The following is a 23,074-nucleotide window of genomic DNA, read 5'->3' as shown; positions in this document are numbered from 1 at the left end:
CGGCTCAGCGCATCGTTCCCAGGAACTCCCGCATCCTGCGGGCGTCCCTGAGGCGCTGCTCGTACGTCGCTCCGATCGCCAGCAGCAGGAGGCCGGCGAGGGCCGGCGGCACCCAGCGGGGGAGCGCGTCGGTCACCTGCACGAGGTAGGGGGCCAGTTCGTGCAGCGCGTCCAGGGCGAGCACCGCGCCGCCGAGCAGCAGGGGCGCCTGGAGGTGGTGCCGGGCTCCCAGCAGGGTCACCGCCAGGGCCGCGAGGCCCAGCAGCAGGGGGCGGGTCCAGTGCGGGTCGCCCCAGGCCGTGACGAGGCTCGGCAGGAGCGTGGCGGCGAGTCCGGGACCGTACGCCGTCCAGGAGGAGACCTGCGTGTCGGCCCGCCTGCGCAGGGCACCGACGAGCAGCGCGGGGGCGGTGACCGGGAGCGTGTACGCCTCCGGTGTCCCGATGTCCCAGGCCGCCAGGCGCACCCAGGCGGCCAGGACGAAGAGGGCGGCGGAGGCGTAGGCGACGGGACGGCGGTCGGGCCGGATCGCCGTCCCGGCGCTGATCACCCCGCACAGCGCCAGGACCAGCGCGAGCATCGGCAGGTCGGCCGCGGCCGCGACCAGTGCGACGGCGAGCAGTGCGGCGACCGCGCCGGCGATCTCCACCGGGACCGTCGCCGGCGAGCCTTTGAGCCGTGCGGCGAGCAGGGCCGCCGCCACCGGGACGGCCAGGACCAGCAGCGCGGTGTACTGCGGCTGCCAGCCGGCCGCGGCACCGGCCGAGCAGGCCAGCGCGGCGGCGTACGCGAGGGCGGCAGGGGCCGTCACCGGGGCGAGGTGCGGCTTCGAGGAGGCGAGCGCGAACAGTGCCGTCATCGCGCACAGTACGGCGATGGTCGCGGGCTCGGAGGCCAGGGAGAGGAAGGCGGGCGGGACGGAGGTGCACAGGGCGAGGACCGTGGCGGTCGGGGCGGGGGTGGGGACGCCCGGGGCGGGGGCCCCTTCCGCCTCCGGGGCCGCGGCCGGACGCAGCCACGCGGCCGCCGCGAGCGCGCCCGCCGCCGTGAGCCCGAGCGCCACCAGACCCACCACGTACGGGACTTCGAGCACCACCGGAAGGACCAGCGCCGTCGCCCACACCAGGACCAGCACACCGGTCAGGGCCCGGGGCCGCCACACCGCGTCCCGCACCGCGAGGAACAGCACGGCGGCGACGACCGCCGAGACGACGGGCACCGCTGCGGCGTCCGGCGGCCACGGCGCGTCCACCGTCACCGCCTGCCGCAGGTCCGCCGGGGCACCGGACCACACCCGCTCCGCCCACCCCACCGGACCCAGCAGCATGATCCCCAGCGGGGGCAGCGTCCACAGCAGCGCGAGCCCCTGTACCGCGGCGGAGGCCCTGACGAGCCCACGCCGTACCGCATCCGGCAGCCGGTTGAGCCGTACCGCCGCCAGCAACGCGACACCGCAGGCCAGACAGGCCGGAACCGTCCATCCGTCCGGCACCGCCGAGCGGGCCGTGCCGCCGAACGCGGCCACCGTGAGCAGACCGGCGGCGACCGCGAGGCCGTCCGCGTGCTTCGCGGCGGTCTCCTGCCAGGCCACCGTCAGCGCGACGCCCGCCGCGAGGAGGAGGAGCGCCGCCGCACGGGCGGCGGCGCTCGGGCCGTCGGCCGTCCAGGACAGCCAGCCGGCGGCCCACACACCCCAGGCGCCCAGGACGTACGCACCGATCATCGCTGTGATCCGTACGGACCTGGCGGGCACCCGGAGCGCCACACCCGCGTCGATCCCGGCCGTCACGAGCACGGCGGCCGTGACCGCGTAGAGGCCCAGGTCGGCGGCGACCGCCCAGAGCGCCAGGGGAAGCTGGGCGACGACCAGGGCGGCGGGCAGCGGCAGACGCAACCCGGACAGGCGCGGCAGCAGACCGTACGCCGTCCACAGCGCCGCCAGCGCCGCCGACGCGGCCGCGACGTACTCCGTGGCGTCCACGTCGGCCAACATGACCGCGTGCAGCGCGTACGCGTCGAGCACGGTCAGCGCGAGGCCGAGGCCCGCCACCGACTCCGCCGTCGAGCGCAGCCCGCGCTTCAGCAGCACCACGGGCGCGGCGAGCACCGCCACCGTGACCCCGCCGAGTACCAGGGCCCTGCCGGTGATCCCCATGTGCCCCCAGCTGACCAGCGTGAACGCCACCGCGGCGATGGTGAGCAGGACACCGCCGAGCACCAGCAGGACGTTCTGGACCCGGGGTGCCGAGGCTTCGGGACGTGGCGTGGTGACAGGAGCCGGGGTGGCCCCGGCCGCCGCGTGCAGGGCGGAGACCAGCCAGGCGCGGCGGTGCAGCAACTGGGCCCGGCGGGCGTCCAGTTGGAGCAGCTCGGCGTCGAGGAGCCGCAACTCCTCGGCCGGTGGCGGAAAGTGCGTCATGGCTGCAGTGTGGTTCGCGTCACGTCGTACGGCATGAGTGCGCGTACTCAGAACGTACTCAAGTGCGGCGGAAACCCGCTGGTCGGGTGCAGACTCGGGCCATGGACTGGAGCCACTACCGCTTCCGCAGCCTGTGGGCGCTGCCCGTGTCCCCCGGCACCGTCTACGACGTGCTGGCCCAGCCCGAGGACTACCCCCGCTGGTGGCCCCAGGTCCGTCAGGTGGACCGGATCGACGAGACCAGCGGCGTGATCACGATCCGCTCCGCCCTGCCGTACGCCATGACGTTCACCGCGCGCGAGGCGCGGCGGGATCCGGAAGCGGGCGTACTGGAGATCACCATGTCCGGCGACATCGACGGCTGGGCGCGCTGGACCGTCGTCCCGCGCGGCAGCGGCAGCCTCGCCCGCTACGACCAGGTCGTCGACGTGAACAAGCCGCTGCTGAGGCGGCTCGCCGTACCCGGGCGGCCCGTCTTCCGAGTCAATCACCGGCTGATGATGCGGGCCGGCCGGCGCGGGCTTCTCGCGTACCTCGCCGGCGGACGACAAGCGGTTTGAAGGAACCGCGCGGGGACCTGTATTGTTCAGTGCGTTCCCGGGCGATTAGCTCAGTGGGAGAGCGCTTCGTTCACACCGAAGAGGTCACTGGTTCGAACCCAGTATCGCCCACCGGGAAGGGCCGGTCCGCAGCAGCGGACCGGCTTTTTCGTGTGCTCGACCCGCCCGGGGCCGTGGTTGCGCCCAGGACCGTCGTTCGAGCCATGCCCCGCGTCGCGGGTCCTGTCCGGGCCGGCTGAGCGGAACAGTCCGTCCCGGCCGACCTGATCCGAACGGCAGGCTCTGGCTAGGCGGCAGCCGCCGGCAGGTCCGGCCGCAGGGGCCACGCCGGGTCCACCGCCTCCTCCGAGCCGCTGCGCGCGAACCACGCCTGCAGCCCACGGGCCTGCGCCGCGTGCCACACCGCCTGCAGCGTGTGCAGTTCGGCGGGGGACAGGCGCTCCAGACGGGCGGCGAAACGGCGCCCCACCGCCCGGACGACCTCCAGCGAGGCCAGCGCGTCGGCCGCCGCGTCGTGCGCGCCGTCCAGTGTCACGCCGTAGTGCGCGCACAGGTCGGTCAGGGTGCGGCGACCCTTGCGGTAGCGGTCCAGATGCTTGTCCAGGACCCGCGGGTCGAGCACCAGCAGCGGTGTCGACTCGAACCAGCGGTCGAGCGACGAAGCCCGGTGCCGACGCAACTCCCGGTCCAGCAGCGTCAGATCGAACGGGGCGTTCATCACCACCACCGGCCGCCCCCTGGCCGCGTGTTCCGCCAGTTCGGCGGCTATCTCGTGGATCACCGGCGCCGGCCAGCGGCCGTTGCGCTGAAGATGCTCCTCCGTCAGCCCGTGCACCGCCGTCGCCGCTTCCGGCACCGGCACACCCGGGTTCACCAGCCACCGGGTCACCCGCGGCCGGGTCCCCGGGGCGTCCTGGACGACGACGGCCGCCGAAACGATCCGGTCGGTCTCGACGTCCACGCCTGTCGTCTCCGTGTCGAATGCCGCCAGCGGGCCCTCATACCAGCACGCCATACCTACACAACCCCTCGTTCACCCACGGCAGCTGACGTTCCGTCTTCTGCCCGTTTGGTGATACCCGGACCGTTTGCGCCGTACGCCGGAAGGACACAACAGGAGTGCGGGTCCTTGCAGTTCAGCGGTCCGCAACGGGGATTCACTTTGCTTGGAAGGCTGTTGGTCATGGTGATAGCGCAGCCCGAGCGGGGCGGGCTGCTGCCCGAACGGACGGGCCCTCATCGCGGTTCACTCGCCACCACCGCGTGCATGGAGACACTGCAGGTGGGCTATCTGCACGCCGTCGCGGCGGCCGCCGGGTGCTCGCTGTCGCAGCCGTTCCCGGACAACGGCATCGACTGGCACGTCAGCCACAGCGCGCCCGGCCACACGGTCGACGACGAGGTCACCATCAAGGTGCAGCTCAAGGCCACGTACCAAGTGCCGCCGAACCCACCGGGCCGGTTCTTCTCCTTCACGCTCGACAACGACCACCTGGCGAAGCTCGCCCGCACCCCCGTCTCGGTGCACAAGATCCTGGTCGTGATGATCGTGCCCCGGTCCCGGGAGCAGTGGCTGCGGGCCGGCCACGACCGGCTCGATCTGCGGCACTGCTGCTACTGGGTCAACCTGGCCGGCCACCCGGTCACCGGCCGGCGCCGGACCAGTGTGCGGATACCGACGTCACGCATCTTCGACGACCGGGCGCTCTGCGAGATCATGACGCGCGTCGGGACGGGAGGCAGACCATGACCCACCGGCCGCTGGAGGAGCCCGCACGGCAGGCCAGGCCGCACCCGGTCGACGCCGCCTGGGACCGTCCCCCCGAGCCCCGCGAGGTCGACCCGGCCGTGTTCGGCGCCCTGCTGCACCGGCACGGCTGGCAGCGACGCGGGGGAGCGGTGGGGCGCTACGGCCGCTGGACCCCGCCCGGACCGGGCGGCAACGGCACCAGCCTGCTCGTGCCCGAGTCCCGCGCCTTCCCCGACAGCGACGACCTGCTCGGCGAGGCCCTCCTCGCCCTCTCCCGCAGCGGCCTGCCCTGCGCGCGCGAGGTGCTGGTCGGGCTCGCCGTACCCAGCGACGAGATCCGCTGGTGGCGGGACGCGCCCGCCGGACCTGCCGGTGCCGCCTCCTGGGTCGCCGAGGAAGAGCTGCGTACCGCGGCCCGCCGGACCCTCCTCGCCGCCGCGCTCGCCACCCGCGCACGGGCCGGCTATCACGGTGCCAGGCACCGCCGCTCGGCCGCCGCGCTGCTGGAGAACGTCCTCGTCGGCTCCGCCGCCGGCGGGCGCGGCCTCACCGCCTTCGTCCCCGTGGGCACCGGGCGCCCGCTCGCCGTACGCCTGCACCAGGCCCTGTACGCGGCCCGGGAGGCCATCGACTACCGCCGGGCCACCGGCGGCATGGACGCCTTCGACGGTGCCGTCGAGGCGGGCGTCAGCCGTGAACTCACGGAGGCGCTCATCGCGCTGGTACGCGGCACCGAGGGCGCGCGCATCGCCGTCGAATGGGCGCCCGCGGCCGGGGTGCCCGAGGACTGCGCGGCCGGTGGGGAGAGCGTCGAGTTCTCGCCCGGGGACCTGCCCGTGCTGCGCGAGGCGGGGGCCCGCTATCTGCGCGCGGAACCCTCCGTGCCGGTCAAGATCACGGGAGCGGTCGTCCGGATGCGCAGGTCGGGCACGCGTGGGGAGGGCACCGTACGGCTGCGGGTCATCGCGGGCGTCGAGGTGCCGCACGTCCGGATGACGCTGGACGAGGAGGCGTACCGCATCGCCGGGCACGCGCACCTGGTCGGCTTGCCGGTGCGGGTGCACGGGCGGCTGGAGAGCCGAGGCGGCTTCCGCAGGCTCACCGGGGCCTGCGGGGTCGCACCGGTACAGGTGGACGAGGCGGAGCGGGACCGGCTGATGAAGTCGCTGCAGGAGACGGCGGACGTGACGGCCTTCTTCGAGGAGACGTTCGGCGGGGAGGAACGGGAGGACTGAAGGCAGATCCCGACGGTCGCCGACGGCAGTTCCCCATGGGCCGAGGGTGACCGTTTCGCGGTCGACCGTCCGGGGTCGGTACGATCGCGTAATGCGCGCGCTCCTGGTATGGCGCCGCATTCCCCCTTCAGTCAGGAGAGACCGGTGTCAGACGTCCGTGTGATCATCCAACGCGATTCCGAGCGGGAAGAGCGCGTGGTGACGACGGGCACTACGGCCGCCGACCTCTTCGCCGGCGAGCGCTCGATCATCGCCGCGCGCGTGGGCGGCGAGCTCAAGGACCTGTCGTACGTGCTCTCCGAAGGCGAGGAGGTCGAGGGCGTCGAGATCTCCTCCGAGGACGGGCTGAACATCCTGCGGCACTCGACCGCGCATGTGATGGCGCAGGCCGTGCAGGAGCTCTTCCCCGAGGCCAAGCTGGGCATCGGGCCGCCCGTCAAGGACGGCTTCTACTACGACTTCGACGTCGAGAAGCCGTTCACGCCCGAGGATCTCAAGGCCATCGAGAAGAAGATGCAGGAGATCCAGAAGCGGGGGCAGAAGTTCGCCCGCCGTGTCGTGACCGACGAGGGCGCCCGCGAGGAGCTCGCGAACGAGCCCTACAAGCTGGAGCTGATCGGCCTCAAGGGCGCCGCCTCCAGCGACGACGGTGCGGACGTCGAGGTCGGTGCCGGTGAGCTCACGATCTACGACAACCTGGACGCCAAGACCGGCGACCTGTGCTGGAAGGACCTCTGCCGCGGTCCGCACCTGCCCTCGACCCGCGCGATCCCGGCCTTCAAGCTGATGCGCAACGCCGCCGCCTACTGGCGGGGCAGCGAGAAGAACCCGATGCTCCAGCGCATCTACGGCACCGCCTGGCCGTCGAAGGACGAGCTGAAGCAGTACCTGGACTTCCTCGCCGAGGCCGAGAAGCGCGACCACCGCAAGCTCGGCAACGAGCTCGACCTGTTCTCCGTCCCGGAGCAGATCGGCTCCGGCCTCGCGGTCTTCCACCCCAAGGGCGGCATCGTCCGCCGCGTCATGGAGGACTACTCGCGGCGCCGCCACGAGGAAGAGGGCTACGAGTTCGTCTACACCCCGCACGCCACGAAGGGGAAGCTCTTCGAGACGTCCGGCCACCTCGACTGGTACGCCGAGGGCATGTACCCGCCCATGCAGCTCGACGAGGGCGTGGACTACTACCTCAAGCCCATGAACTGCCCGATGCACAACCTGATCTTCGATGCGCGCGGCCGCTCGTACCGTGAACTGCCGCTGCGCTTCTTCGAGTTCGGGACCGTGTACCGGTACGAGAAGTCGGGCGTCGTGCACGGCCTGACCCGTGCCCGCGGCTTCACCCAGGACGACGCGCACATCTACTGCACCCGTGAGCAGATGTCCGACGAGCTGGACAAGACGCTCACCTTCGTCCTGAACCTGCTGCGCGACTACGGCCTGACCGACTTCTACCTGGAGCTGTCCACCAAGGACCCCGAGAAGTTCGTCGGCTCCGACGAGGTCTGGGAGGAGGCCACGGAGACGCTGCGCCAGGTCGCCGAGAAGCAGGGCCTGCCCCTGGTTCCGGACCCGGGCGGCGCCGCCTTCTACGGCCCGAAGATCTCCGTCCAGGCCAAGGACGCCATCGGCCGGACCTGGCAGATGTCGACGATCCAGCTCGACTTCAACCTGCCCGAGCGCTTCGACCTGGAGTACACCTCCGCGGACGGCTCCAAGCAGCGTCCGGTCATGATCCACCGGGCCCTCTTCGGCTCGATCGAGCGGTTCTTCGCCGTGCTCCTGGAGCACTACGCGGGCGCCTTCCCGGCGTGGCTGGCCCCCGTCCAGGCCATCGGCATCCCGATCGGCGACGGGCACGTGGACTACCTGGAGAAGTTCGCCGCGGCCGCCAAGAAGAAGGGCCTGCGCGTCGAGGTCGACTCCTCCTCCGACCGCATGCAGAAGAAGATCCGCAACGCGCAGAAGCAGAAGGTGCCCTTCATGGTCATCGCGGGCGACGAGGACATGGCCAACAACGCCGTCTCCTTCCGCTACCGCGACGGCTCGCAGGAGAACGGCATCCCGTTCGACGAGGCCATCGCGAAGATCGCGCAGGTGGTCGAGGAGCGGACGCAGGTCTGATCGGACCGCGACGAAGGGCCCCCGGAGCTCAGCTCTCCGGGGGCCTCTTGTCGCTCTCACGGGAGAAGACCTGAAGGAGCCACGAGGAGAACGAGCCCGTCACCGCGCCGAGCAGGGCCAACCCGCCGGCCATCATCCCGGTCGCGATCACCCGGCCGCCCGAGGTCACCGGGGTGATGTCGCCGTAGCCGACCGTGGTGAGGGTCGCCGCGGCCCACCACACCGCGTCCCCGAAGGTCCGCATGGTGGCACCGGGTGCTCCGCGCTCCTGCTGGTAGACCGCGAGGGCACCGGCGAAGCCGAGGAGCAGGGTCGACAGGCTCGCGTAGGCGATCACGCGTGCGTGCAGGGAGAGCCGGGGCTCCCCTTGCCGGCGCTGGATGGCGTCGTAGAGCGGCACGATCCGCAGCGGCCGCAGCAAGGGCAGGAGGACCACCACCGTGTGCAGGAAGTGCGTCCTGACGAAGCGGGCGAAGCGCTCGCCACTGAGGCGCCGGCGCACCAGGTAGTCCGCGGCGAACAGCGCCCAGAGCACGAGCATCGAGACCCAGCACAGGGTCCGCAGGCCGGGTGGCATGCTCTCGGCGAGGACGCGGGCGGCATAGAGGCCCAGGAAGGCCAGCGATGCCAGGAACAGCGGGATCTCGGTGCGCTGCTCCCAGCGGGTGTAGGGGCTGTCGTGGTCCACCGGGCCAGCTTGGCTGGTGACCGTCCTCCCGCCGCCCCGGCGACACGCCGCGAACGGACGAAGCCATATGCTGCACGCATGACGAGTGAGCCGGAGCAGCAGTGGGGAGTGGGGATCCAGGACGCGTTCCAGCGTCTGTGGACGCCCCATCGGATGGCCTACATCCAGGGTGAGAACAAGCCGACCGGTCCCGGAGCGGACGACGGCTGCCCCTTCTGCTCGATCCCGGCCAAGTCCGACGAGGACGGTCTGGTCGTCAGGCGCGGCGAGCAGGTGTACGCGGTCCTCAACCTGTACCCGTACAACGGCGGTCACCTGATGGTCGTGCCCTACCGCCACGTCGCCGACTACACCGATCTCACCGACGCGGAGACCGTCGAGCTCGCCGCCCTGACCAAGCAGGCCATGACGGCCCTGCGCACCGCCTCGGGCGCGCACGGCTTCAACATCGGCATGAACCAGGGCACGGTCGCCGGCGCCGGCATCGCGGCCCACCTCCACCAGCACATCGTCCCGCGCTGGGGCGGCGACACGAACTTCATGCCGGTGGTGGGACACACCAAGGTGCTGCCGCAGCTCCTCGCCGACACCCGGAAGATGCTGGCGGAGGCGTGGCCGAACGCTTGACGCCCCGGCCGCCGGTGGGGCCGATCAGCCCGTCCGGCGCCTGAGGACGAGGCCACCACCGAACGGGTCCGGGGCACAACCCTCGGGGCGGTCGCCCAGACCCGCCCGGTGCGGCCTACGCGTCGTAGACGTCCGCCTTCCTCGGCGTCGGATCCTGCACGGCCGTGCTGAGGAACGCGGACCGGGCACCGAACTTCTCGGTGTCCACGCCGTTCTCCTCCAAGACCTTGATCGCCGCGGCATGGACCACCCGCAGCACCGGCGTGGCCGCGCGCAGCGCGTCGTCGGCCATGAAGCGGTGGCGCCACGGCTGGTCCGCCCACGCGTGCCGGAGCCCGAACGGCTCGGGCAGGCCTATCGTCCCGCCGAGCCAGTTCAGCAGCGGCGGGTACCAGGAGATCGGGGCCCGTACCGCCAGCCGTACCACCTCGTCGCTGTTCACCAGCGGAAGCTTGATCTTGCGGGTCTCCCACGGCTTCAGCGACTTGGCGACCTCCTTGGTCGGTGCCTCGGGCTTCTCCTGGAACAGCCCGTTCACCGGGCCGAGCGCGTGCCCGGTGACCTCGATGCGCAACGTCTCGTGCAGCACGGTCACCGTGATCAGCATCGTGATGATCAACTGCCCGTCCCAGAGCGTCCACTGGACGCCCAGGTAGTGCCGGTCACCGCTGCCGAACTGCTGCTTGTTGCAGATGTCCTGTATCGCGTGCGGCTTGACCTGGTACGCCTCGACGTCCGTGCCCTCCGGCCGGGACACCGCCTTCGCGCCCTCGGCGATCGGCGTGACGACCCAGTGCCGTATCGAAGGCTTGGGGAAACCACCGGTGTTGAGCGGACCGCGCTCCAGCATGCGCAACTGGTCATGGATCGAGCGGATCACGTCCCAGCTGCGGAAGGGGTGGATCTCCCGGCCGGGGTCGGCCGGCGCCAGGTTCTCGGCCAGCTGCCAGCTGCCCCAGCGGGTTCCCATGCCGAGTATCCCCTTGGGCCCGGCGTAGAACACGGAGTTGGACTGCTGTTCCGCGCTGAGCTTGGCGAGCGACTGGCGCAGCTGCTCGGCCTGGGTCTCGCTGGGGCTGGTCGGCACCGCCTCCGGCACCTTCGCGCCGACGCTGCTGCCCGCCAGCAGGCTGTCCCACCGCTCCCGCAGGTCCCGCGCGGTGCGCTCGCAGACCTGCTTGGCCCAGAACCAGCCGACCACGGGCATGACGACACAGGCCCGGGCGTACCACGCCCAGAACCCGCCGAACGGCATCCGGATCAGGAAGATCACGGCCAGCGCGCCCGCCGCGACGAGCAGCACGGAGGCGAGAGCGCCGCCCCGCTTCTCGTTCGCCTTGCCGATCGTGGTGCGCAGCTGGAAGATCAGCAGCCACACCAGGAGGCCGGGCAGGAAGAGCACACCGCAGACCACCGTGATCGCGGAGAGCATCCGGTCGCGGGCCTTGCGGATGTTGTTGGCGGCCAGACAGTGCTCGACGACCACCTGCGGCTCGGTACCGAAGGACTGGATCAGCGGCTTGCGGCCGCTGTCGAGCATGCGGTCGACGACGGCGCGCGAGAAGGCCTCACCCAGGTTGGGCCGGAAGATCCTCGCCCACCTGCGGCCTTCCTTGACGTCCGTCTGGTGCCATTCGTTGTCGGCCTTCTTGATGTCCTGAAACGGATTGTCCCGGTAGGCCGCGGAGGCCAGCGCGTACGTCGCCGTCTGCCCTTCGCCGGCCGTGCGCGGCACCTGCGGACCGAAGATGTCCGCGTAACCGCCCTCAACGGTCATTCCCGCCCCCGATCGCCGCACTGTCGCTTCTGCGGCCTTCCCGACTTCCGTACTGCGCACACCTGTTGATCGATGATCAGCGTATCCCCAGCCACCGACAACCGTCGGCGGACGGCCGAAGCCGCCCGCCGACGCGGAGGGAAGCGTTCCACCGGGGCCGCACAGCCACTCGGCGGCGCCCGGCGCGAACTACGAGGCGGCGCGCGCCTCTTCACGAATCCTTTCCGCGATCTGCTGCGGCATCGGCTCGTGCCGCGCATAGCGGCGGCTGAACCGTGCCGTGCCGTGCGACATCGACCGCAGGTCGATCGCATACCGCCCGATCTCGATCTCGGGCACCTCGGCCTTGATGACCGTCCGGCCTCCGCTGGTCTGCTCGGTGCCGAGGACGCGGCCTCGCCGCCCGGACAGATCGCTCATCACCGGCCCGACGTACTCGTCGCCGACGAGGACGGACACCTCGGCGACCGGCTCCAGCAGATGGATCTTCACATCGGCCGCCGCCTCCCGCAGCGCCAGCGCGCCGGCCGTCTGGAACGCGGCGTCGGAGGAGTCCACCGAGTGCGCCTTGCCGTCGAGCAGCGTGACCCGGATGTCGACGAGCGGGTGACCGGCCGCGACTCCCTTGGCGGCCTGGGCCCGCACACCCTTCTCCACCGACGGGATGAACTGCCGAGGCACCGCGCCGCCGACGACCTTGTCCACGAACTCGATGCCCGAGCCACCCGGCAGCGGCTCCACCTCGATCTCGCAGATGGCGTACTGCCCATGCCCGCCGGACTGCTTCACATGCCGGCCGCGCCCCGCCGACCTGCTCGCGAACGTCTCCCGCAGGGAGACCTTGTGCGGCACGACATCGACCTGCACCCCGTACCGGCTGCGCAACCGTTCGAGGGCGACGTCCGCGTGTGCCTCGCCCAGACACCACAGCACGACCTGGTGGGTGGCCTGGTTCTGCTCCAGCCGCATGGTCGGGTCCTCGGCGACCAGCCGGGACAGCCCCTGCGACAGCTTGTCCTCGTCCGCCTTGCTGTGCGCCTGGATGGCGAGCGGCAGCAGCGGGTCGGGCATCTGCCACGGCTCCATCAGCAGCGGATCGTCCTTGGCCGACAGGGTGTCGCCGGTCTCCGCACGGCTCAGCTTCGCCACGCAGGCGAGATCACCGGCGATGGCGTGGCTGAGCGTGCGCTGCTGCTTGCCGAACGGCGCGGACAGGGCGCCGATCTTCTCGTCGACGTCGTGGTCCTCGTGCCCGCGGTCGGCCAGACCGTGTCCGGAGACGTGCACCGTCTCGTCCGGGCGCAGGGTCCCGGAGAAGACCCGCACCATCGACACCCGGCCGACGTACGGGTCGGACGCCGTCTTCACGACCTCGGCGACCAGCGGCCCGTCCGGGTCGCACGGCTTCAGCTCGCGCGGCTTGCCGTCGATCGTGGTGACGCCGGGTGCCTCGCGTTCCAGCGGCGTCGGGAAGCCGCGGGTGATCAGTTCGAGCACCTCGACCGTGCCGAGTCCCTGCCTGGCGCCGTCGGCAGGGGGCGCGGCCGCCAGGACGGGGAAGAACGTGCCGCGCGCGACGGCCCGCTCCAGGTCCTCGATCAGCGTCTTGACGTCGACCTGCTCGCCGCCCAGATACCGGTCCATGAGGGTCTCGTCCTCGCTCTCCGCGATGATCCCCTCGATCAGCCGGTTGCGGGCCTCCTCGATCAGCGGCAGCTGGTCCTCGCCCGGCTCGGAGTCCTTGCGCTCACCGGAGGAGTAGTCGAAGAGCTTCTGCGACAGCAGGCCGATCAGACCGGTGACGGGAGCGTGCCCGTCCGGGCCCTGCGGGCCGTGCAGGGGCAGGTACAGCGGGAGCACGGCGTCGGGATCGTCCCCGCCGAAGGCGTCCGCGCAGATCCGTGTCATCTCCTCGTAGTTCGCCCGCGCGGCCTCCAGGTGCGTGACGACGATCGCGCGCGGCATGCCGACCGCCGCGCACTCCTCCCACACCATGCGGGTGGAGCCGTCCACGCCGTCCGAGGCCGAGACGACGAAAAGGGCCGCGTCCGCCGCTCGCAGACCGGCCCTGAGTTCCCCGACGAAGTCGGCGTATCCGGGGGTGTCCAGCAGGTTGACCTTGATGCCGTCCCATTCGACGGGCACCAGAGAGAGCTGCACCGAGCGCTGCTGGCGGTGCTCGATCTCGTCGTAGTCGGAGACGGTGCCGCCGTCCTCCACGCGGCCCGCCCGGTTCACCGCCCCCGCTGTGAGCGCGAGGGCCTCCACCAGAGTCGTCTTGCCGGATCCGCTGTGGCCGACCAGCACCACGTTCCGTACGGATGCGGGGTGGTCGGCCGCCGTTGCCCTGCCGGCGGCTCCGGGGTGTGCGTTCGCCTTGTCGCCCATGATCCTGCCTCCCGTGCACGGTGAGGTCACTGTGGGCGCGGGACGTACGGATCCTCCCCGGACTTCTTCCGGGAAGTGCCCCCAGCGAGGCGGCTCCGGTGACGCCCGCGGTTCTTCGAGCTTTCCACTCCCGTCACGGTGCGTCCATACGACGGACGTGATCGCGCCGTCCGGCACCGGTGGACGGGGCCGCCCGACCCGTGTACGAGTGCCCGGCGGTCGCGGCCACGCGCGCGTGGCTACGATGGGCCAGCCGGTGGCCAGCAGGGGCCGCACGGCGCCACACCGACCCTCGGGAAGGCCATGCTGAACAAGTACGCGCGTGCTTTCTTCACGCGTGTTCTCACACCGTTCGCCGCGTTTCTGATCCGGCGGGGCGTCAGCCCCGACACCGTCACGCTCATCGGCACCGCCGGTGTGGTCGCCGGCGCGCTGGTCTTCTACCCGAGGGGCGAGTTCTTCTGGGGCACGGTCGTGATCACGCTGTTCGTGTTCTCCGACCTCGTCGACGGCAACATGGCCCGCCAGCTCGGCCGCTCCAGCCGCTGGGGCGCCTTCCTGGACTCCACGCTCGACCGGGTGGCCGACGGCGCGATCTTCGGCGGCTTCATCCTCTGGTACGCCGGTGGCGGCGACGACCTCGTCCTGTGCGCCGTGTCGATCTTCTGCCTGGCCAGCGGCCAAGTGGTGTCCTACACCAAGGCCAGGGGTGAGTCCATCGGTCTGCCGGTCGCGGTCAACGGCCTCGTCGAGCGCGCCGAACGTCTGGTGATCTCGCTGGTCGCGGCCGGTCTGGCGGGCCTGCACACGTTCGGGGTACCCGGCATCCAGTACCTGCTGCCCGTCGCCCTGTGGATCGTCGCCGTAGGCAGTCTCGTCACGCTCATCCAGCGGGTCGTCACCGTCCGCCGCGAGTCGGCCGAGGCGGAGGCGGCGGCCGCACAGGAGGAGAAGCCGCAGAACGCCTCTCAAGGGAGCGAGGCAGCCAAGTGAGTGCCCAGGAGCGGCTCACGGACGCCCTGTACGGGCTCGGCTGGGGCACGGTGAAGAAGCTTCCCGAACCGGTCGCGGTACGGCTCGGTCGCACCATCGCCGACCTCACCTGGAAGCAGCGGGGCAAGGGCGTGCAACGGCTGGAGAGCAACTACGCGCGCGTGGTGCCGGGCGCGAGCCCGGAGCGCCTCGCCGAGCTCTCGCGCGCGGGCATGCGCTCGTACCTGCGCTACTGGATGGAGTCCTTCCGGCTCCCCGCCTGGAGCGCGGAACGCGTCAGGAACGGCTTCGACCCCAAGGACGTCCACTACCTGACCGACGGCCTCGCCGCGGGCAACGGCGTGATACTCGCCCTGCCGCACCTGGCCAACTGGGACCTGGCCGGCGCCTGGGTCACGACCGAGCTGGAGACGCCGTTCACCACGGTCGCCGAACGCCTCAAGCCCGAGACCCTGTACGACCGTTTCGTCGCCTACCGCGAGGGCCTCGGCATGGAGGTCCTGCCGCACAGCGGCGGCACCGCCTTCGGCACCCTCGCCCGGCGACTGCGCGACGGCGGCCTGGTCTGCCTGGTCGCCGACCGGGACCTGTCCGCCTCCGGCGTCGAGGTGGACTTCTTCGGCGCCGCGGCCCGGATGCCCGCCGGCCCGGCGCTGCTGGCCCAGCAGACCGGGGCGCTGCTGCTCCCGGTCACCCTCTGGTACGACGACACACCCGTCATGCGAGGCCGCGTCCACCCACCGGTCGAGGTGCCCGAGTCAGGCACCCGGGCCGAGAAGACGTCTGTCATGACGCAGGCGCTGGCCGACGCCTTCGCCTCGGGGATCGCCGAACATCCGCAGGACTGGCACATGCTCCAGCGCCTGTGGCTCGCTGATCTGGACCCCGGAAAGGGACCCCTGTGAAGATCGGTCTCGTCTGCCCGTACTCCTGGGACGTGCCGGGCGGCGTCCAGTTCCACATCCGCGACCTCGCCGAGTACTTCATCCGGCTCGGCCACGAGGTGTCCGTCCTGGCGCCCGCCGACGACGACACCCCGCTCCCGCCGTACGTGGTCTCGGCGGGCCGCGCCGTCCCCGTGCCGTACAACGGCTCGGTCGCCCGTCTGAACTTCGGCTTCCTCTCGGCCGCCCGGGTCCGACGCTGGCTGCACGACAACGCGTTCGACGTCATCCACATCCACGAGCCGACGTCGCCGTCCCTGGGCCTGCTGACCTGCTGGGCGGCACAGGGTCCGATCGTCGCGACCTTCCACACCTCCAACCCGCGCTCCCGGGCGATGATCGCGGCGTACGCCATCCTCCAGGCGGCCCTGGAGAAGATCAGCGCCCGGATCGCGGTGAGCGAGTACGCCCGCCGCACGCTGGTGGAGCACCTCGGTGGGGACGCGGTGGTGATCCCGAACGGCGTCGACGTCGACTTCTTCGCCAAGGCCGAGCCCAACCCCGACTGGCAGTCGGGAGGGTCGCGCGGCTCGGTCGAGGGCGGCGGTGAGCAAGGGTCGGGCGAGACGATCGGCTTCATCGGCCGCATCGACGAGCCCCGCAAGGGCCTGCCGGTCCTGATGCGGGCGCTGCCCAAGATCCTCGCCGCCCGCCCGCGGACCAGGCTCCTGGTGGCCGGCCGGGGCGACGAGAAGGAGGCGGTCGAGTCCCTGCCCGCCGAACTGCGCTCGCGGGTCGAGTTCCTCGGCATGATCAGCGACGAGGACAAGGCCCGCTTCCTGCGCAGCGTCGACCTGTACGTCGCTCCCAACACCGGCGGCGAGAGTTTCGGGATCATCCTGGTCGAGGCGATGTCGGCCGGCGCCCCGGTCCTCGCCTCCGACCTGGACGCGTTCGCCCAGGTCCTCGACCAGGGCGCGGCCGGCGAACTCTTCGCCAACGAGGACGCCGACGCCCTCGCCGAGGCCGCCGTACGCCTCCTTGAGGACCCGAAGCGAAGAGCGGAACTGCGGGAGCGGGGGAGTGCGCACGTGCGCCGCTTCGACTGGTCGACCGTCGGCGCGGACATCCTGTCCGTCTACGAGACGGTGACGGCGGGCGCGGCGGCGGTGGCGGCGGACGAGGGGACCGGAGGCGGGCTGCGGGCGAGGCTGAGGCCGGCGAGGGGCTGAGCGCCGAATGCGCGGGCCGGCGATCGGCCCGCCCGGCGTTCCGGAACGAGGCCCTCTCGGGCCGAAGCTGGGTCTGCGGCCGGCAGTCCGCAGGGCAGTGCCCGGCGACCGTCACATCGGCGCCCGCGCTGCCCCGTGAACGCCCCGCCCGACATCCGCCCCGCCCCACGGGACTAGGCTCCGCCCGTGACCGCAACACTCATCTGGACCCTCGTAGCCCTCGTCGCGATCGGCCTCTACCTGAGCTGGACCGCGGGCCGCCTCGACCGGTTGCACGCCAGGATCGACGCGGCCCGCGCCGCACTCGACGCCCAACTGCTCCGCCGCGCCTCGGTCGCCCAGGAGGTGGCCACCTCCGGCGTCCTGGACCCGGCCGCGTCGATCGTCCTGTACGAGGCCGCCCACGCCGCCCGGCAGGCCGAGGAGGAACAGCGGGAGGTCGCCGAGAGCGAGCTGAGCCAGGCGCTGCGGGCGGTGTTCGCGGAGGCCCAGCAGGTGGAGGCGGTACGCGAGGCCCCCGGGGGCGAGGAGGCCGCCCATGAGCTGACCGAGGCCGTGCGCCGGGTACCGATGGCCCGCCGCTTCCACAACGACGCCGTACGGGCCGCCAGGGCCCTGCGCCGCCACCGCAAGGTCCGCTGGTTCCGGCTGGCCGGCCACGCGCCGTTCCCCTTGGCCTTCGAGATGGACGACGAGCCGCCCGCCGTACTGGCCGACCGAGCCGCCTGACCAGCGCATTCACGCCATCGGGCCGGAAAAGGATCCACCGGCTTCGCATTGGCCCTTGCTGTGGCCTGGTCCGCTCCCGTTTCCTCTGTGCTTGCAGTAACCCTCTTTCACCGTGTGAGGTCACCCGTGTCCAACTCCGAAAACCAGGCTCCCGAGACCGGCACCGCCCGTGTGAAGCGCGGCATGGCCGAGCAGCTCAAGGGCGGCGTGATCATGGATGTCGTCACGCCGGAGCAGGCGAAGATCGCCGAGGACGCGGGCGCCGTCGCCGTCATGGCCCTGGAGCGGGTCCCCGCCGACATCCGCAAGGACGGCGGCGTGGCCCGCATGTCCGACCCGGACATGATCGAGGGCATCATCGACGCCGTCTCGATCCCGGTCATGGCCAAGTCCCGCATCGGCCACTTCGTCGAGGCCCAGGTCCTGCAGTCCCTCGGGGTCGACTACATCGACGAGTCCGAGGTGCTCACCCCGGCCGACGAGGTCAACCACTCCGACAAGTGGGCGTTCACCACCCCGTTCGTCTGTGGCGCCACCAACCTGGGCGAGGCCCTGCGCCGCATCGCCGAGGGTGCCGCGATGATCCGCTCGAAGGGCGAGGCCGGTACCGGCAACGTCGTCGAGGCCGTGCGCCACCTGCGCCAGATCAAGAACGAGATCGCCAGGCTGCGCGGCTTCGACAACAACGAGCTGTACGCCGCCGCCAAGGAGCTGCGCGCCCCGTACGAGCTCGTCAAGGAAGTCTCCGAGCTCGGCAAGCTCCCCGTCGTGCTGTTCTCCGCCGGTGGCGTGGCCACCCCGGCCGACGCCGCCCTGATGCGTCAGCTCGGCGCCGAGGGCGTCTTCGTCGGCTCCGGCATCTTCAAGTCCGGCGACCCGGCCAAGCGTGCCGCGGCCATCGTGAAGGCGACCACCTTCTACGACGACCCGAAGATCATCGCGGACGCGTCGCGCAACCTCGGCGAGGCCATGGTCGGCATCAACTGCGACACCCTCCCCGAGACCGAGCGCTACGCCAACCGCGGCTGGTAAGCACCCTCAAGGACTGCACGTACATGACTGACGCACCCGTCATAGGCGTCCTGGCCCTCCAGGGCGACGTACGGGAGCACCTCATCGCCCTGGCCGCGGCCGACGCCGTGGCCAGGCCGGTGCGGCGCCCCGAGGAACTCGCCGAGGTCGACGGTCTCGTCATCCCCGGCGGGGAGTCCACGACCATCTCCAAGCTGGCCGTCCTGTTCGGCGTGATGGAGCCCCTCCGCGCGCGCGTGCGGGCGGGCATGCCCGTCTACGGCACCTGCGCGGGCATGATCATGCTGGCCGACAAGATCCTCGACCCGCGTTCGGGCCAGGAGACCGTCGGCGGCATCGACATGATCGTGCGCCGCAACGCCTTCGGGCGCCAGAACGAGTCCTTCGAGGCGGCGGTCGACATCGAGGGCGTGGACGGCGATCCTGTGGAGGGCGTCTTCATCCGCGCCCCGTGGGTCGAGTCCGTCGGCGCCGAGGCCGAGGTCCTCGCCGTGCACGACGGCCACATCGTCGCGGTCCGCCAGGGCAACGCGCTGGCCACGTCGTTCCACCCGGAACTGACCGGCGACCACCGCGTGCACGGCCTGTTCGTCGACATGGTGCACGCGAACCGGGCGGCCGAGTCCTTGTAGGATCTCTGGCGTTCGTTCATAGATGGGTTACGCGAAGGAGACAGGCAGATGTCCGGCCACTCTAAATGGGCCACGACGAAGCACAAGAAGGCCGTGATCGACGCCAAGCGCGGCAAGCTCTTCGCGAAGCTGATCAAGAACATCGAGGTCGCGGCGCGCATGGGCGGCGTCGACCTCGAAGGAAACCCGACGCTCTACGACGCCGTCCAGAAGGCCAAGAAACAGTCGGTTCCGAACAAGAACATCGACTCCGCGATCAAGCGCGGCGGCGGTCTCGAAGCCGGCGGTGCCGACTACGAGACGATCATGTACGAGGGCTACGGCCCGAACGGCGTCGCCGTGCTGATCGAGTGCCTCACGGACAACCGCAACCGCGCCGCCTCCGAGGTCCGTGTCGCCATGACCCGCAACGGCGGCTCCATGGCCGATCCGGGCTCCGTGTCGTACCTCTTCAACCGCAAGGGCGTCGTGATCGTCCCCAAGGGCGAGCTGACCGAGGACGACGTCCTGGGCGCGGTCCTGGACGCGGGCGCCGAGGAGGTCAACGACCTCGGCGAGTCCTTCGAGGTCCTCAGCGAGGCCACCGACCTGGTCGCGGTGCGCACCGCCCTGCAGGAGGCCGGGATCGACTACGACTCCGCCGAGGCCAACTTCGTCCCGACCATGCAGGTCGAGCTCGACGAGGAGGGCGCCAAGAAGATCTTCAAGCTGATCGACGCGCTGGAGGACAGCGACGACGTCCAGAACGTCTTCGCCAACTTCGACGTCAGCGACGAGATCATGGAGAAGGTCGACGCGTAACGCAGCCGCGACGCGGCCGGGTTCAGGCTCAACGGGCCGACGGGACGATCCCGTCGGCCCGTCGCCTTTGCCGGGAGTTGCTGACCGGCGTTGTCAGCGGCACCCGATAGCCTGCACGAACTGGGGGTACCGCCCAGCGGAGCCGGGGAGATCGAAGGGAGGGGCGCGTGCGCGTACTGGGGGTGGACCCGGGGCTGACCCGATGCGGTGTCGGCGTGGTCGAAGGCGTCGCGGGACGCCCGCTCACCATGCTCGGCGTCGGAGTCGTCCGCACACCCGCGGACGCCGAGCTGGGCCACCGCCTCGTCGCCGTCGAGCAGGGCATCGAGCAGTGGCTGGACGAACACCGGCCCGAATACGTCGCCGTGGAGCGGGTGTTCAGCCAGCACAACGTCCGCACCGTGATGGGCACCGCCCAGGCCAGCGCCGTCGCCATGCTCTGCGCCGCCCGCCGCGGCATCCCCGTCGCCCTGCACACCCCCAGCGAGGTCAAGGCCGCCGTCACCGGCAGCGGCCGCGCCGACAAGGCACAGGTCGGCGCCATGGTCACCCGTCTGCTCAGGCTCACCGCCCCGCCCAGACCGGCCGACGCCGCCGACGCCCTCGCGCTCGCCATCTGCCACATCTGGCGCGCCCCCGCGCAGAACCGACTCCAGCAGGCCGTCGCCCTGCACTCAGCCAAAGCACCGAAAGGCCGTACGGCATGATCGCCTTCGTCAGCGGCACAGTGGCCGCCCTCGCTCCGGACGCCGCGGTGGTCGAGGTGGGCGGCGTCGGCATGGCCGTCCAGTGCACCCCGAACACCCTGTCCACCCTGCGCATGGGCCAGCCGGCCAAGCTGCACACCTCGCTGGTCGTCCGCGAGGACTCCCTCACGCTGTACGGCTTCGCCGACGACGACGAGCGGCAGACCTTCGAACTGCTCCAGACCGCGAGCGGGGTCGGACCGCGCCTGGCCCAGGCGATGCTGGCGGTGCACACACCCGACGCCCTGCGCAGGGCCGTGGCGACCGCCGACGAGAAGGCACTCACCGCCGTCCCCGGCATCGGCAAGAAGGGCGCCCAGAAGCTGCTCCTGGAACTGAAGGACCGCCTCGGCGAACCCATCGGCGCGCCCGCCGTCGGCGCCCCGGTCACCCAGGGCTGGCGCGACCAGCTGCACGCCGCCCTGATCGGCCTCGGGTACGCCACCCGCGAGGCCGACGAGGCGGTCGCCGCCGTGACCCCGCAGGCCGAGGCCGCCGAGGGCACGCCCCAGGTGGGCCAGTTGCTGAAGGCGGCCCTGCAGACCCTGAACAGAGCCCGCTGACCGACGGCCCCTGACGCCACTCACGTACGCCACCCACCGCGACCCCCGAGGCACACTCCATGAACTGGGACGACACCACCGACACCCCCGCCGCCGAGCGGCTCGTCGGTGCGTCCGCCGACCGTGAGGACCAGGCCGTCGAGGCCGCCCTGCGCCCGAAGGACCTGGGCGAGTTCATCGGCCAGGAGAAGGTCCGCGAACAGCTCGACCTCGTCCTGCGGGCCGCCCGCGCGCGAGGCGCCACCGCCGACCATGTGCTGCTCTCCGGCGCCCCGGGCCTCGGCAAGACCACCCTGTCGATGATCATCGCGGCCGAGATGGGCGCCCCGATCCGCATCACCAGCGGCCCCGCCATCCAGCACGCCGGTGACCTCGCCGCGATCCTGTCCTCCCTCCAGGAGGGCGAGGTCCTCTTCCTCGACGAGATCCACCGCATGTCCCGGCCCGCCGAGGAGATGCTGTACATGGCGATGGAGGACTTCCGCGTCGACGTGATCGTCGGCAAGGGACCGGGCGCCACCGCCATCCCGCTCGAACTGCCCCCGTTCACCCTGGTCGGCGCCACCACCCGCGCGGGTCTGCTGCCGCCCCCGCTGCGCGACCGCTTCGGCTTCACCGCCCACATGGAGTTCTACGAGCCAGCCGAGCTGGAGCGCGTCATCCACCGCTCGGCGAACCTGCTCGACGTGGAGATCGAGGCCGACGGCGCCGCCGAGATCGCCGGCCGCTCCCGTGGCACACCCCGTATCGCCAACCGCCTGCTGCGCAGGGTCCGCGACTACGCCCAGGTCAAGGCCGACGGGATCATCACCAAGGACATCGCCGCGGCCGCCCTCGCCGTCTACGAGGTGGACACCCGCGGCCTCGACCGGCTCGACCGCGCCGTCCTTGAAGCCCTGCTCAAGCTGTTCGGCGGCGGCCCGGTCGGCCTGTCCACCCTCGCGGTCGCGGTGGGGGAGGAGCGCGAGACCGTCGAGGAGGTGGCCGAGCCCTTCCTGGTGCGGGAGGGCCTGCTCGCGCGCACCCCTCGCGGCCGGGTCGCCACGCCCGCCGCCTGGGCGCACCTCGACCTCACCCCACCGGGCTCGTCAGCTGCGGGAAACGGACAACAGGACCTGTTCGGGGCGTGACGACATCGTGACGGCGAGCTCAGTGGCCGCAGGGGGAACCCCAGTGCCATGCTGAGCGTTGTTCCCTGCGCGGAGACTCGCTTAGACTCCGCCGATGCCGCCTTTGTCGGCGGCAGACAATCCCCAACCATCAGGCCGCTCACAGCGCGGTCGTGTGAAGGAAGTTCCGACCCGTGAGTCTCGTGACCCTCCTCCCGTTCATCGTGCTCATCGGGGCCATGTTCCTGATGACCCGGTCGGCCAAGAAGAAGCAGCAGCAGGCCGCCGACATGCGGAACCAGATGCAGCCCGGATCCGGTGTCCGCACCATCGGGGGCATGTACGCCACGGTCAAGGAGGTCAGCGACGACACCGTCCTCCTCGACGCCGGCCCGGGCGTGGAGCTCCTCTTCGCCAAGAACGCGATCGGTGCCGTCCTCTCGGACGACGAGTACAACCGCATCGTGCACGGCATCGAGCACGACCTGAAGTCCGACGTCGTCCCGGACGACGCCTCCTCCCTCACCGAGACCGACGAGCCCGCCGCTGCCGCCGCCTCCGACGAGAAGTCCGTCGACCTCGGCAAGAAGGACGCGAAGGACGAGGCCGAGGAGTCGTCCGACGCCGTGTCCGCCGAGGCGAAGACGGACGACGAGTCCAAGAAGTCAGGCGGCGACTCCGACGCGAAGTAGCCATGTTCCGGGGCGCGCGGGCCAGGCCTGCGCGCCCCCGGGCATGCTGAGCTCGCACGGGATCCCGACACCATGTCATGGCCGCCCGCCCGTTGA

The 23,074-nt window shown here is 71.4% G+C and carries 21 protein-coding genes and 1 tRNA gene; 17 read left to right on the top strand and 5 right to left on the bottom strand.

Annotated elements, in window-relative coordinates; genetic code table 11:
* Nucleotides 1-4: 4 nt before the first annotated feature.
* Nucleotides 5-2,419, bottom strand: a complete 2,415-nt coding sequence (locus tag ACWCPI_RS20365) for an SCO7613 C-terminal domain-containing membrane protein (RefSeq protein ID WP_451039431.1) — start codon at nucleotides 2,417-2,419, stop codon at nucleotides 5-7.
* 101 nt (nucleotides 2,420-2,520) lie between these two features.
* Between ACWCPI_RS20365 and ACWCPI_RS20360 the strand changes: the two genes are divergently transcribed.
* Both ACWCPI_RS20360 and ACWCPI_RS20355 read left to right on the top strand, forming a co-directional pair.
* On the top strand, nucleotides 2,521-2,979 hold the full coding sequence (locus tag ACWCPI_RS20360; protein ID WP_451039430.1) for an SRPBCC family protein: 459 nt from the start codon (nucleotides 2,521-2,523) through the stop codon (nucleotides 2,977-2,979).
* Nucleotides 2,980-3,018: 39 nt separating this feature from the next.
* Nucleotides 3,019-3,090: transfer RNA gene (locus ACWCPI_RS20355), tRNA-Val, on the top strand.
* 175 nt (nucleotides 3,091-3,265) lie between these two features.
* Here the strand turns inward: ACWCPI_RS20355 and ACWCPI_RS20350 are convergent.
* Nucleotides 3,266-3,994 (bottom strand): exonuclease domain-containing protein, encoded by a 729-nt coding sequence (locus ACWCPI_RS20350; RefSeq protein WP_451039429.1) that lies wholly within the window; start codon nucleotides 3,992-3,994, stop codon nucleotides 3,266-3,268.
* A gap of 168 nt (nucleotides 3,995-4,162) precedes the next feature.
* On the opposite strand from ACWCPI_RS20350, the gene ACWCPI_RS20345 reads away from it, so the two are divergent.
* The 3 genes from ACWCPI_RS20345 (at nucleotide 4,163) to thrS (ending at nucleotide 8,085) form a co-directional block, all read left to right on the top strand.
* Nucleotides 4,163-4,729 carry a DUF4365 domain-containing protein gene (locus ACWCPI_RS20345; RefSeq protein WP_451039428.1) on the top strand — a complete coding sequence of 189 codons (567 nt, stop codon included), beginning with the start codon at nucleotides 4,163-4,165 and terminating at the stop codon, nucleotides 4,727-4,729.
* On the top strand, nucleotides 4,726-5,964 hold the full coding sequence (locus ACWCPI_RS20340) for a hypothetical protein (RefSeq protein WP_451039427.1): 1,239 nt from the start codon (nucleotides 4,726-4,728) through the stop codon (nucleotides 5,962-5,964). The genes ACWCPI_RS20345 and ACWCPI_RS20340 overlap by 4 nt, the downstream gene beginning before the upstream one ends.
* A gap of 144 nt (nucleotides 5,965-6,108) precedes the next feature.
* Nucleotides 6,109-8,085, top strand: coding sequence for a threonine--tRNA ligase (gene thrS / locus ACWCPI_RS20335; protein ID WP_451039426.1), 1,977 nt, complete (start codon nucleotides 6,109-6,111; stop codon nucleotides 8,083-8,085).
* 28 nt (nucleotides 8,086-8,113) lie between these two features.
* Here the strand turns inward: thrS and ACWCPI_RS20330 are convergent, their stop codons facing one another.
* Nucleotides 8,114-8,773, bottom strand: coding sequence for a potassium channel family protein (locus ACWCPI_RS20330; protein ID WP_451039425.1), 660 nt, complete (start codon nucleotides 8,771-8,773; stop codon nucleotides 8,114-8,116).
* Between the two features lie 78 nt (nucleotides 8,774-8,851).
* Here ACWCPI_RS20330 and ACWCPI_RS20325 point away from each other — a divergent pair, with 78 nt between their 5' ends.
* Nucleotides 8,852-9,400, top strand: coding sequence for an HIT family protein (locus ACWCPI_RS20325; RefSeq protein ID WP_388807050.1), 549 nt, complete (start codon nucleotides 8,852-8,854; stop codon nucleotides 9,398-9,400).
* Nucleotides 9,401-9,515: 115 nt separating this feature from the next.
* Here ACWCPI_RS20325 and ACWCPI_RS20320 read toward each other — a convergent pair whose 3' ends face one another.
* The gene (locus ACWCPI_RS20320) at nucleotides 9,516-11,177 is read right to left on the bottom strand and encodes a hypothetical protein (protein WP_451039424.1); all 1,662 of its coding nucleotides are present in this window, start codon (nucleotides 11,175-11,177) and stop codon (nucleotides 9,516-9,518) included.
* A gap of 189 nt (nucleotides 11,178-11,366) precedes the next feature.
* On the bottom strand, nucleotides 11,367-13,565 hold the full coding sequence (locus ACWCPI_RS20315; RefSeq protein ID WP_451039423.1) for an elongation factor G-like protein EF-G2: 2,199 nt from the start codon (nucleotides 13,563-13,565) through the stop codon (nucleotides 11,367-11,369).
* A gap of 303 nt (nucleotides 13,566-13,868) precedes the next feature.
* Between ACWCPI_RS20315 and pgsA the strand changes: the two genes are divergently transcribed.
* The 11 genes from pgsA (at nucleotide 13,869) to yajC (ending at nucleotide 22,978) form a co-directional block, all read left to right on the top strand.
* Entirely contained in the window at nucleotides 13,869-14,558 is a 690-nt protein-coding gene (pgsA, locus tag ACWCPI_RS20310; protein WP_451039422.1) for a phosphatidylinositol phosphate synthase, read from the top strand.
* Nucleotides 14,555-15,463 (top strand): phosphatidylinositol mannoside acyltransferase, encoded by a 909-nt coding sequence (locus ACWCPI_RS20305; protein ID WP_451039421.1) that lies wholly within the window; start codon nucleotides 14,555-14,557, stop codon nucleotides 15,461-15,463. The genes pgsA and ACWCPI_RS20305 overlap by 4 nt, the downstream gene beginning before the upstream one ends.
* Nucleotides 15,460-16,674: a glycosyltransferase family 4 protein gene (locus ACWCPI_RS20300; RefSeq protein ID WP_451039420.1), complete on the top strand. Its 1,215-nt coding sequence runs from the start codon at nucleotides 15,460-15,462 to the stop codon at nucleotides 16,672-16,674. Before ACWCPI_RS20305 ends, ACWCPI_RS20300 begins: the two co-directional genes overlap by 4 nt.
* Nucleotides 16,675-16,860: 186 nt before the next feature.
* Nucleotides 16,861-17,403: a hypothetical protein gene (locus tag ACWCPI_RS20295; RefSeq protein ID WP_451039419.1), complete on the top strand. Its 543-nt coding sequence runs from the start codon at nucleotides 16,861-16,863 to the stop codon at nucleotides 17,401-17,403.
* A gap of 126 nt (nucleotides 17,404-17,529) precedes the next feature.
* Nucleotides 17,530-18,435, top strand: coding sequence for a pyridoxal 5'-phosphate synthase lyase subunit PdxS (gene pdxS / locus ACWCPI_RS20290; RefSeq protein WP_451039418.1), 906 nt, complete (start codon nucleotides 17,530-17,532; stop codon nucleotides 18,433-18,435).
* Nucleotides 18,436-18,458: 23 nt separating this feature from the next.
* Nucleotides 18,459-19,067, top strand: a complete 609-nt coding sequence (gene pdxT / locus ACWCPI_RS20285; protein WP_451039417.1) for a pyridoxal 5'-phosphate synthase glutaminase subunit PdxT — start codon at nucleotides 18,459-18,461, stop codon at nucleotides 19,065-19,067.
* A gap of 48 nt (nucleotides 19,068-19,115) precedes the next feature.
* Nucleotides 19,116-19,868, top strand: coding sequence for a YebC/PmpR family DNA-binding transcriptional regulator (locus ACWCPI_RS20280; RefSeq protein WP_019759338.1), 753 nt, complete (start codon nucleotides 19,116-19,118; stop codon nucleotides 19,866-19,868).
* A 167-nt stretch (nucleotides 19,869-20,035) separates the two neighbouring features.
* A complete protein-coding gene (ruvC, locus tag ACWCPI_RS20275; protein WP_451039416.1) occupies nucleotides 20,036-20,575 on the top strand; it encodes a crossover junction endodeoxyribonuclease RuvC in 540 nt (179 codons plus the stop codon).
* Nucleotides 20,572-21,177 carry a Holliday junction branch migration protein RuvA gene (gene ruvA / locus ACWCPI_RS20270; RefSeq protein ID WP_388807070.1) on the top strand — a complete coding sequence of 202 codons (606 nt, stop codon included), beginning with the start codon at nucleotides 20,572-20,574 and terminating at the stop codon, nucleotides 21,175-21,177. The genes ruvC and ruvA overlap by 4 nt, the downstream gene beginning before the upstream one ends.
* Before the next feature lie 59 nt (nucleotides 21,178-21,236).
* Nucleotides 21,237-22,307, top strand: coding sequence for a Holliday junction branch migration DNA helicase RuvB (ruvB, locus tag ACWCPI_RS20265; RefSeq protein WP_451039415.1), 1,071 nt, complete (start codon nucleotides 21,237-21,239; stop codon nucleotides 22,305-22,307).
* A gap of 173 nt (nucleotides 22,308-22,480) precedes the next feature.
* The gene (yajC, locus tag ACWCPI_RS20260) at nucleotides 22,481-22,978 is read left to right on the top strand and encodes a preprotein translocase subunit YajC (RefSeq protein ID WP_388807073.1); all 498 of its coding nucleotides are present in this window, start codon (nucleotides 22,481-22,483) and stop codon (nucleotides 22,976-22,978) included.
* The last annotated feature ends 96 nt before the right edge of the window (nucleotides 22,979-23,074 follow it).

Source organism: Streptomyces sp. NPDC001920 (assembly GCF_053594495.1).
This window is presented reverse-complemented; position numbering and strand designations above follow the sequence as displayed.

Excerpts from the sequence above, each read along its gene's own strand:
- ACWCPI_RS20340 (WP_451039427.1), top strand. The coding sequence starts at position 4,726 with ATGACCCACCGGCCGCTGGAGGAGCCCGCACGGCAGGCCAGGCCGCAC.
- ruvB (WP_451039415.1), top strand. The coding sequence starts at position 21,237 with ATGAACTGGGACGACACCACCGACACCCCCGCCGCCGAGCGGCTCGTC.
- pgsA (WP_451039422.1), top strand. The coding sequence starts at position 13,869 with ATGCTGAACAAGTACGCGCGTGCTTTCTTCACGCGTGTTCTCACACCG.
- pdxT (WP_451039417.1), top strand. The coding sequence starts at position 18,459 with ATGACTGACGCACCCGTCATAGGCGTCCTGGCCCTCCAGGGCGACGTA.
- ACWCPI_RS20325 (WP_388807050.1), top strand. The coding sequence starts at position 8,852 with ATGACGAGTGAGCCGGAGCAGCAGTGGGGAGTGGGGATCCAGGACGCG.
- ACWCPI_RS20365 (WP_451039431.1), bottom strand. The coding sequence starts at position 2,419 with ATGACGCACTTTCCGCCACCGGCCGAGGAGTTGCGGCTCCTCGACGCC.
- ACWCPI_RS20345 (WP_451039428.1), top strand. The coding sequence starts at position 4,163 with ATGGTGATAGCGCAGCCCGAGCGGGGCGGGCTGCTGCCCGAACGGACG.
- ruvA (WP_388807070.1), top strand. The coding sequence starts at position 20,572 with ATGATCGCCTTCGTCAGCGGCACAGTGGCCGCCCTCGCTCCGGACGCC.
- ACWCPI_RS20280 (WP_019759338.1), top strand. The coding sequence starts at position 19,116 with ATGTCCGGCCACTCTAAATGGGCCACGACGAAGCACAAGAAGGCCGTG.
- ACWCPI_RS20350 (WP_451039429.1), bottom strand. The coding sequence starts at position 3,994 with ATGGCGTGCTGGTATGAGGGCCCGCTGGCGGCATTCGACACGGAGACG.
- ACWCPI_RS20315 (WP_451039423.1), bottom strand. The coding sequence starts at position 13,565 with ATGGGCGACAAGGCGAACGCACACCCCGGAGCCGCCGGCAGGGCAACG.
- ACWCPI_RS20360 (WP_451039430.1), top strand. The coding sequence starts at position 2,521 with ATGGACTGGAGCCACTACCGCTTCCGCAGCCTGTGGGCGCTGCCCGTG.
- ACWCPI_RS20320 (WP_451039424.1), bottom strand. The coding sequence starts at position 11,177 with ATGACCGTTGAGGGCGGTTACGCGGACATCTTCGGTCCGCAGGTGCCG.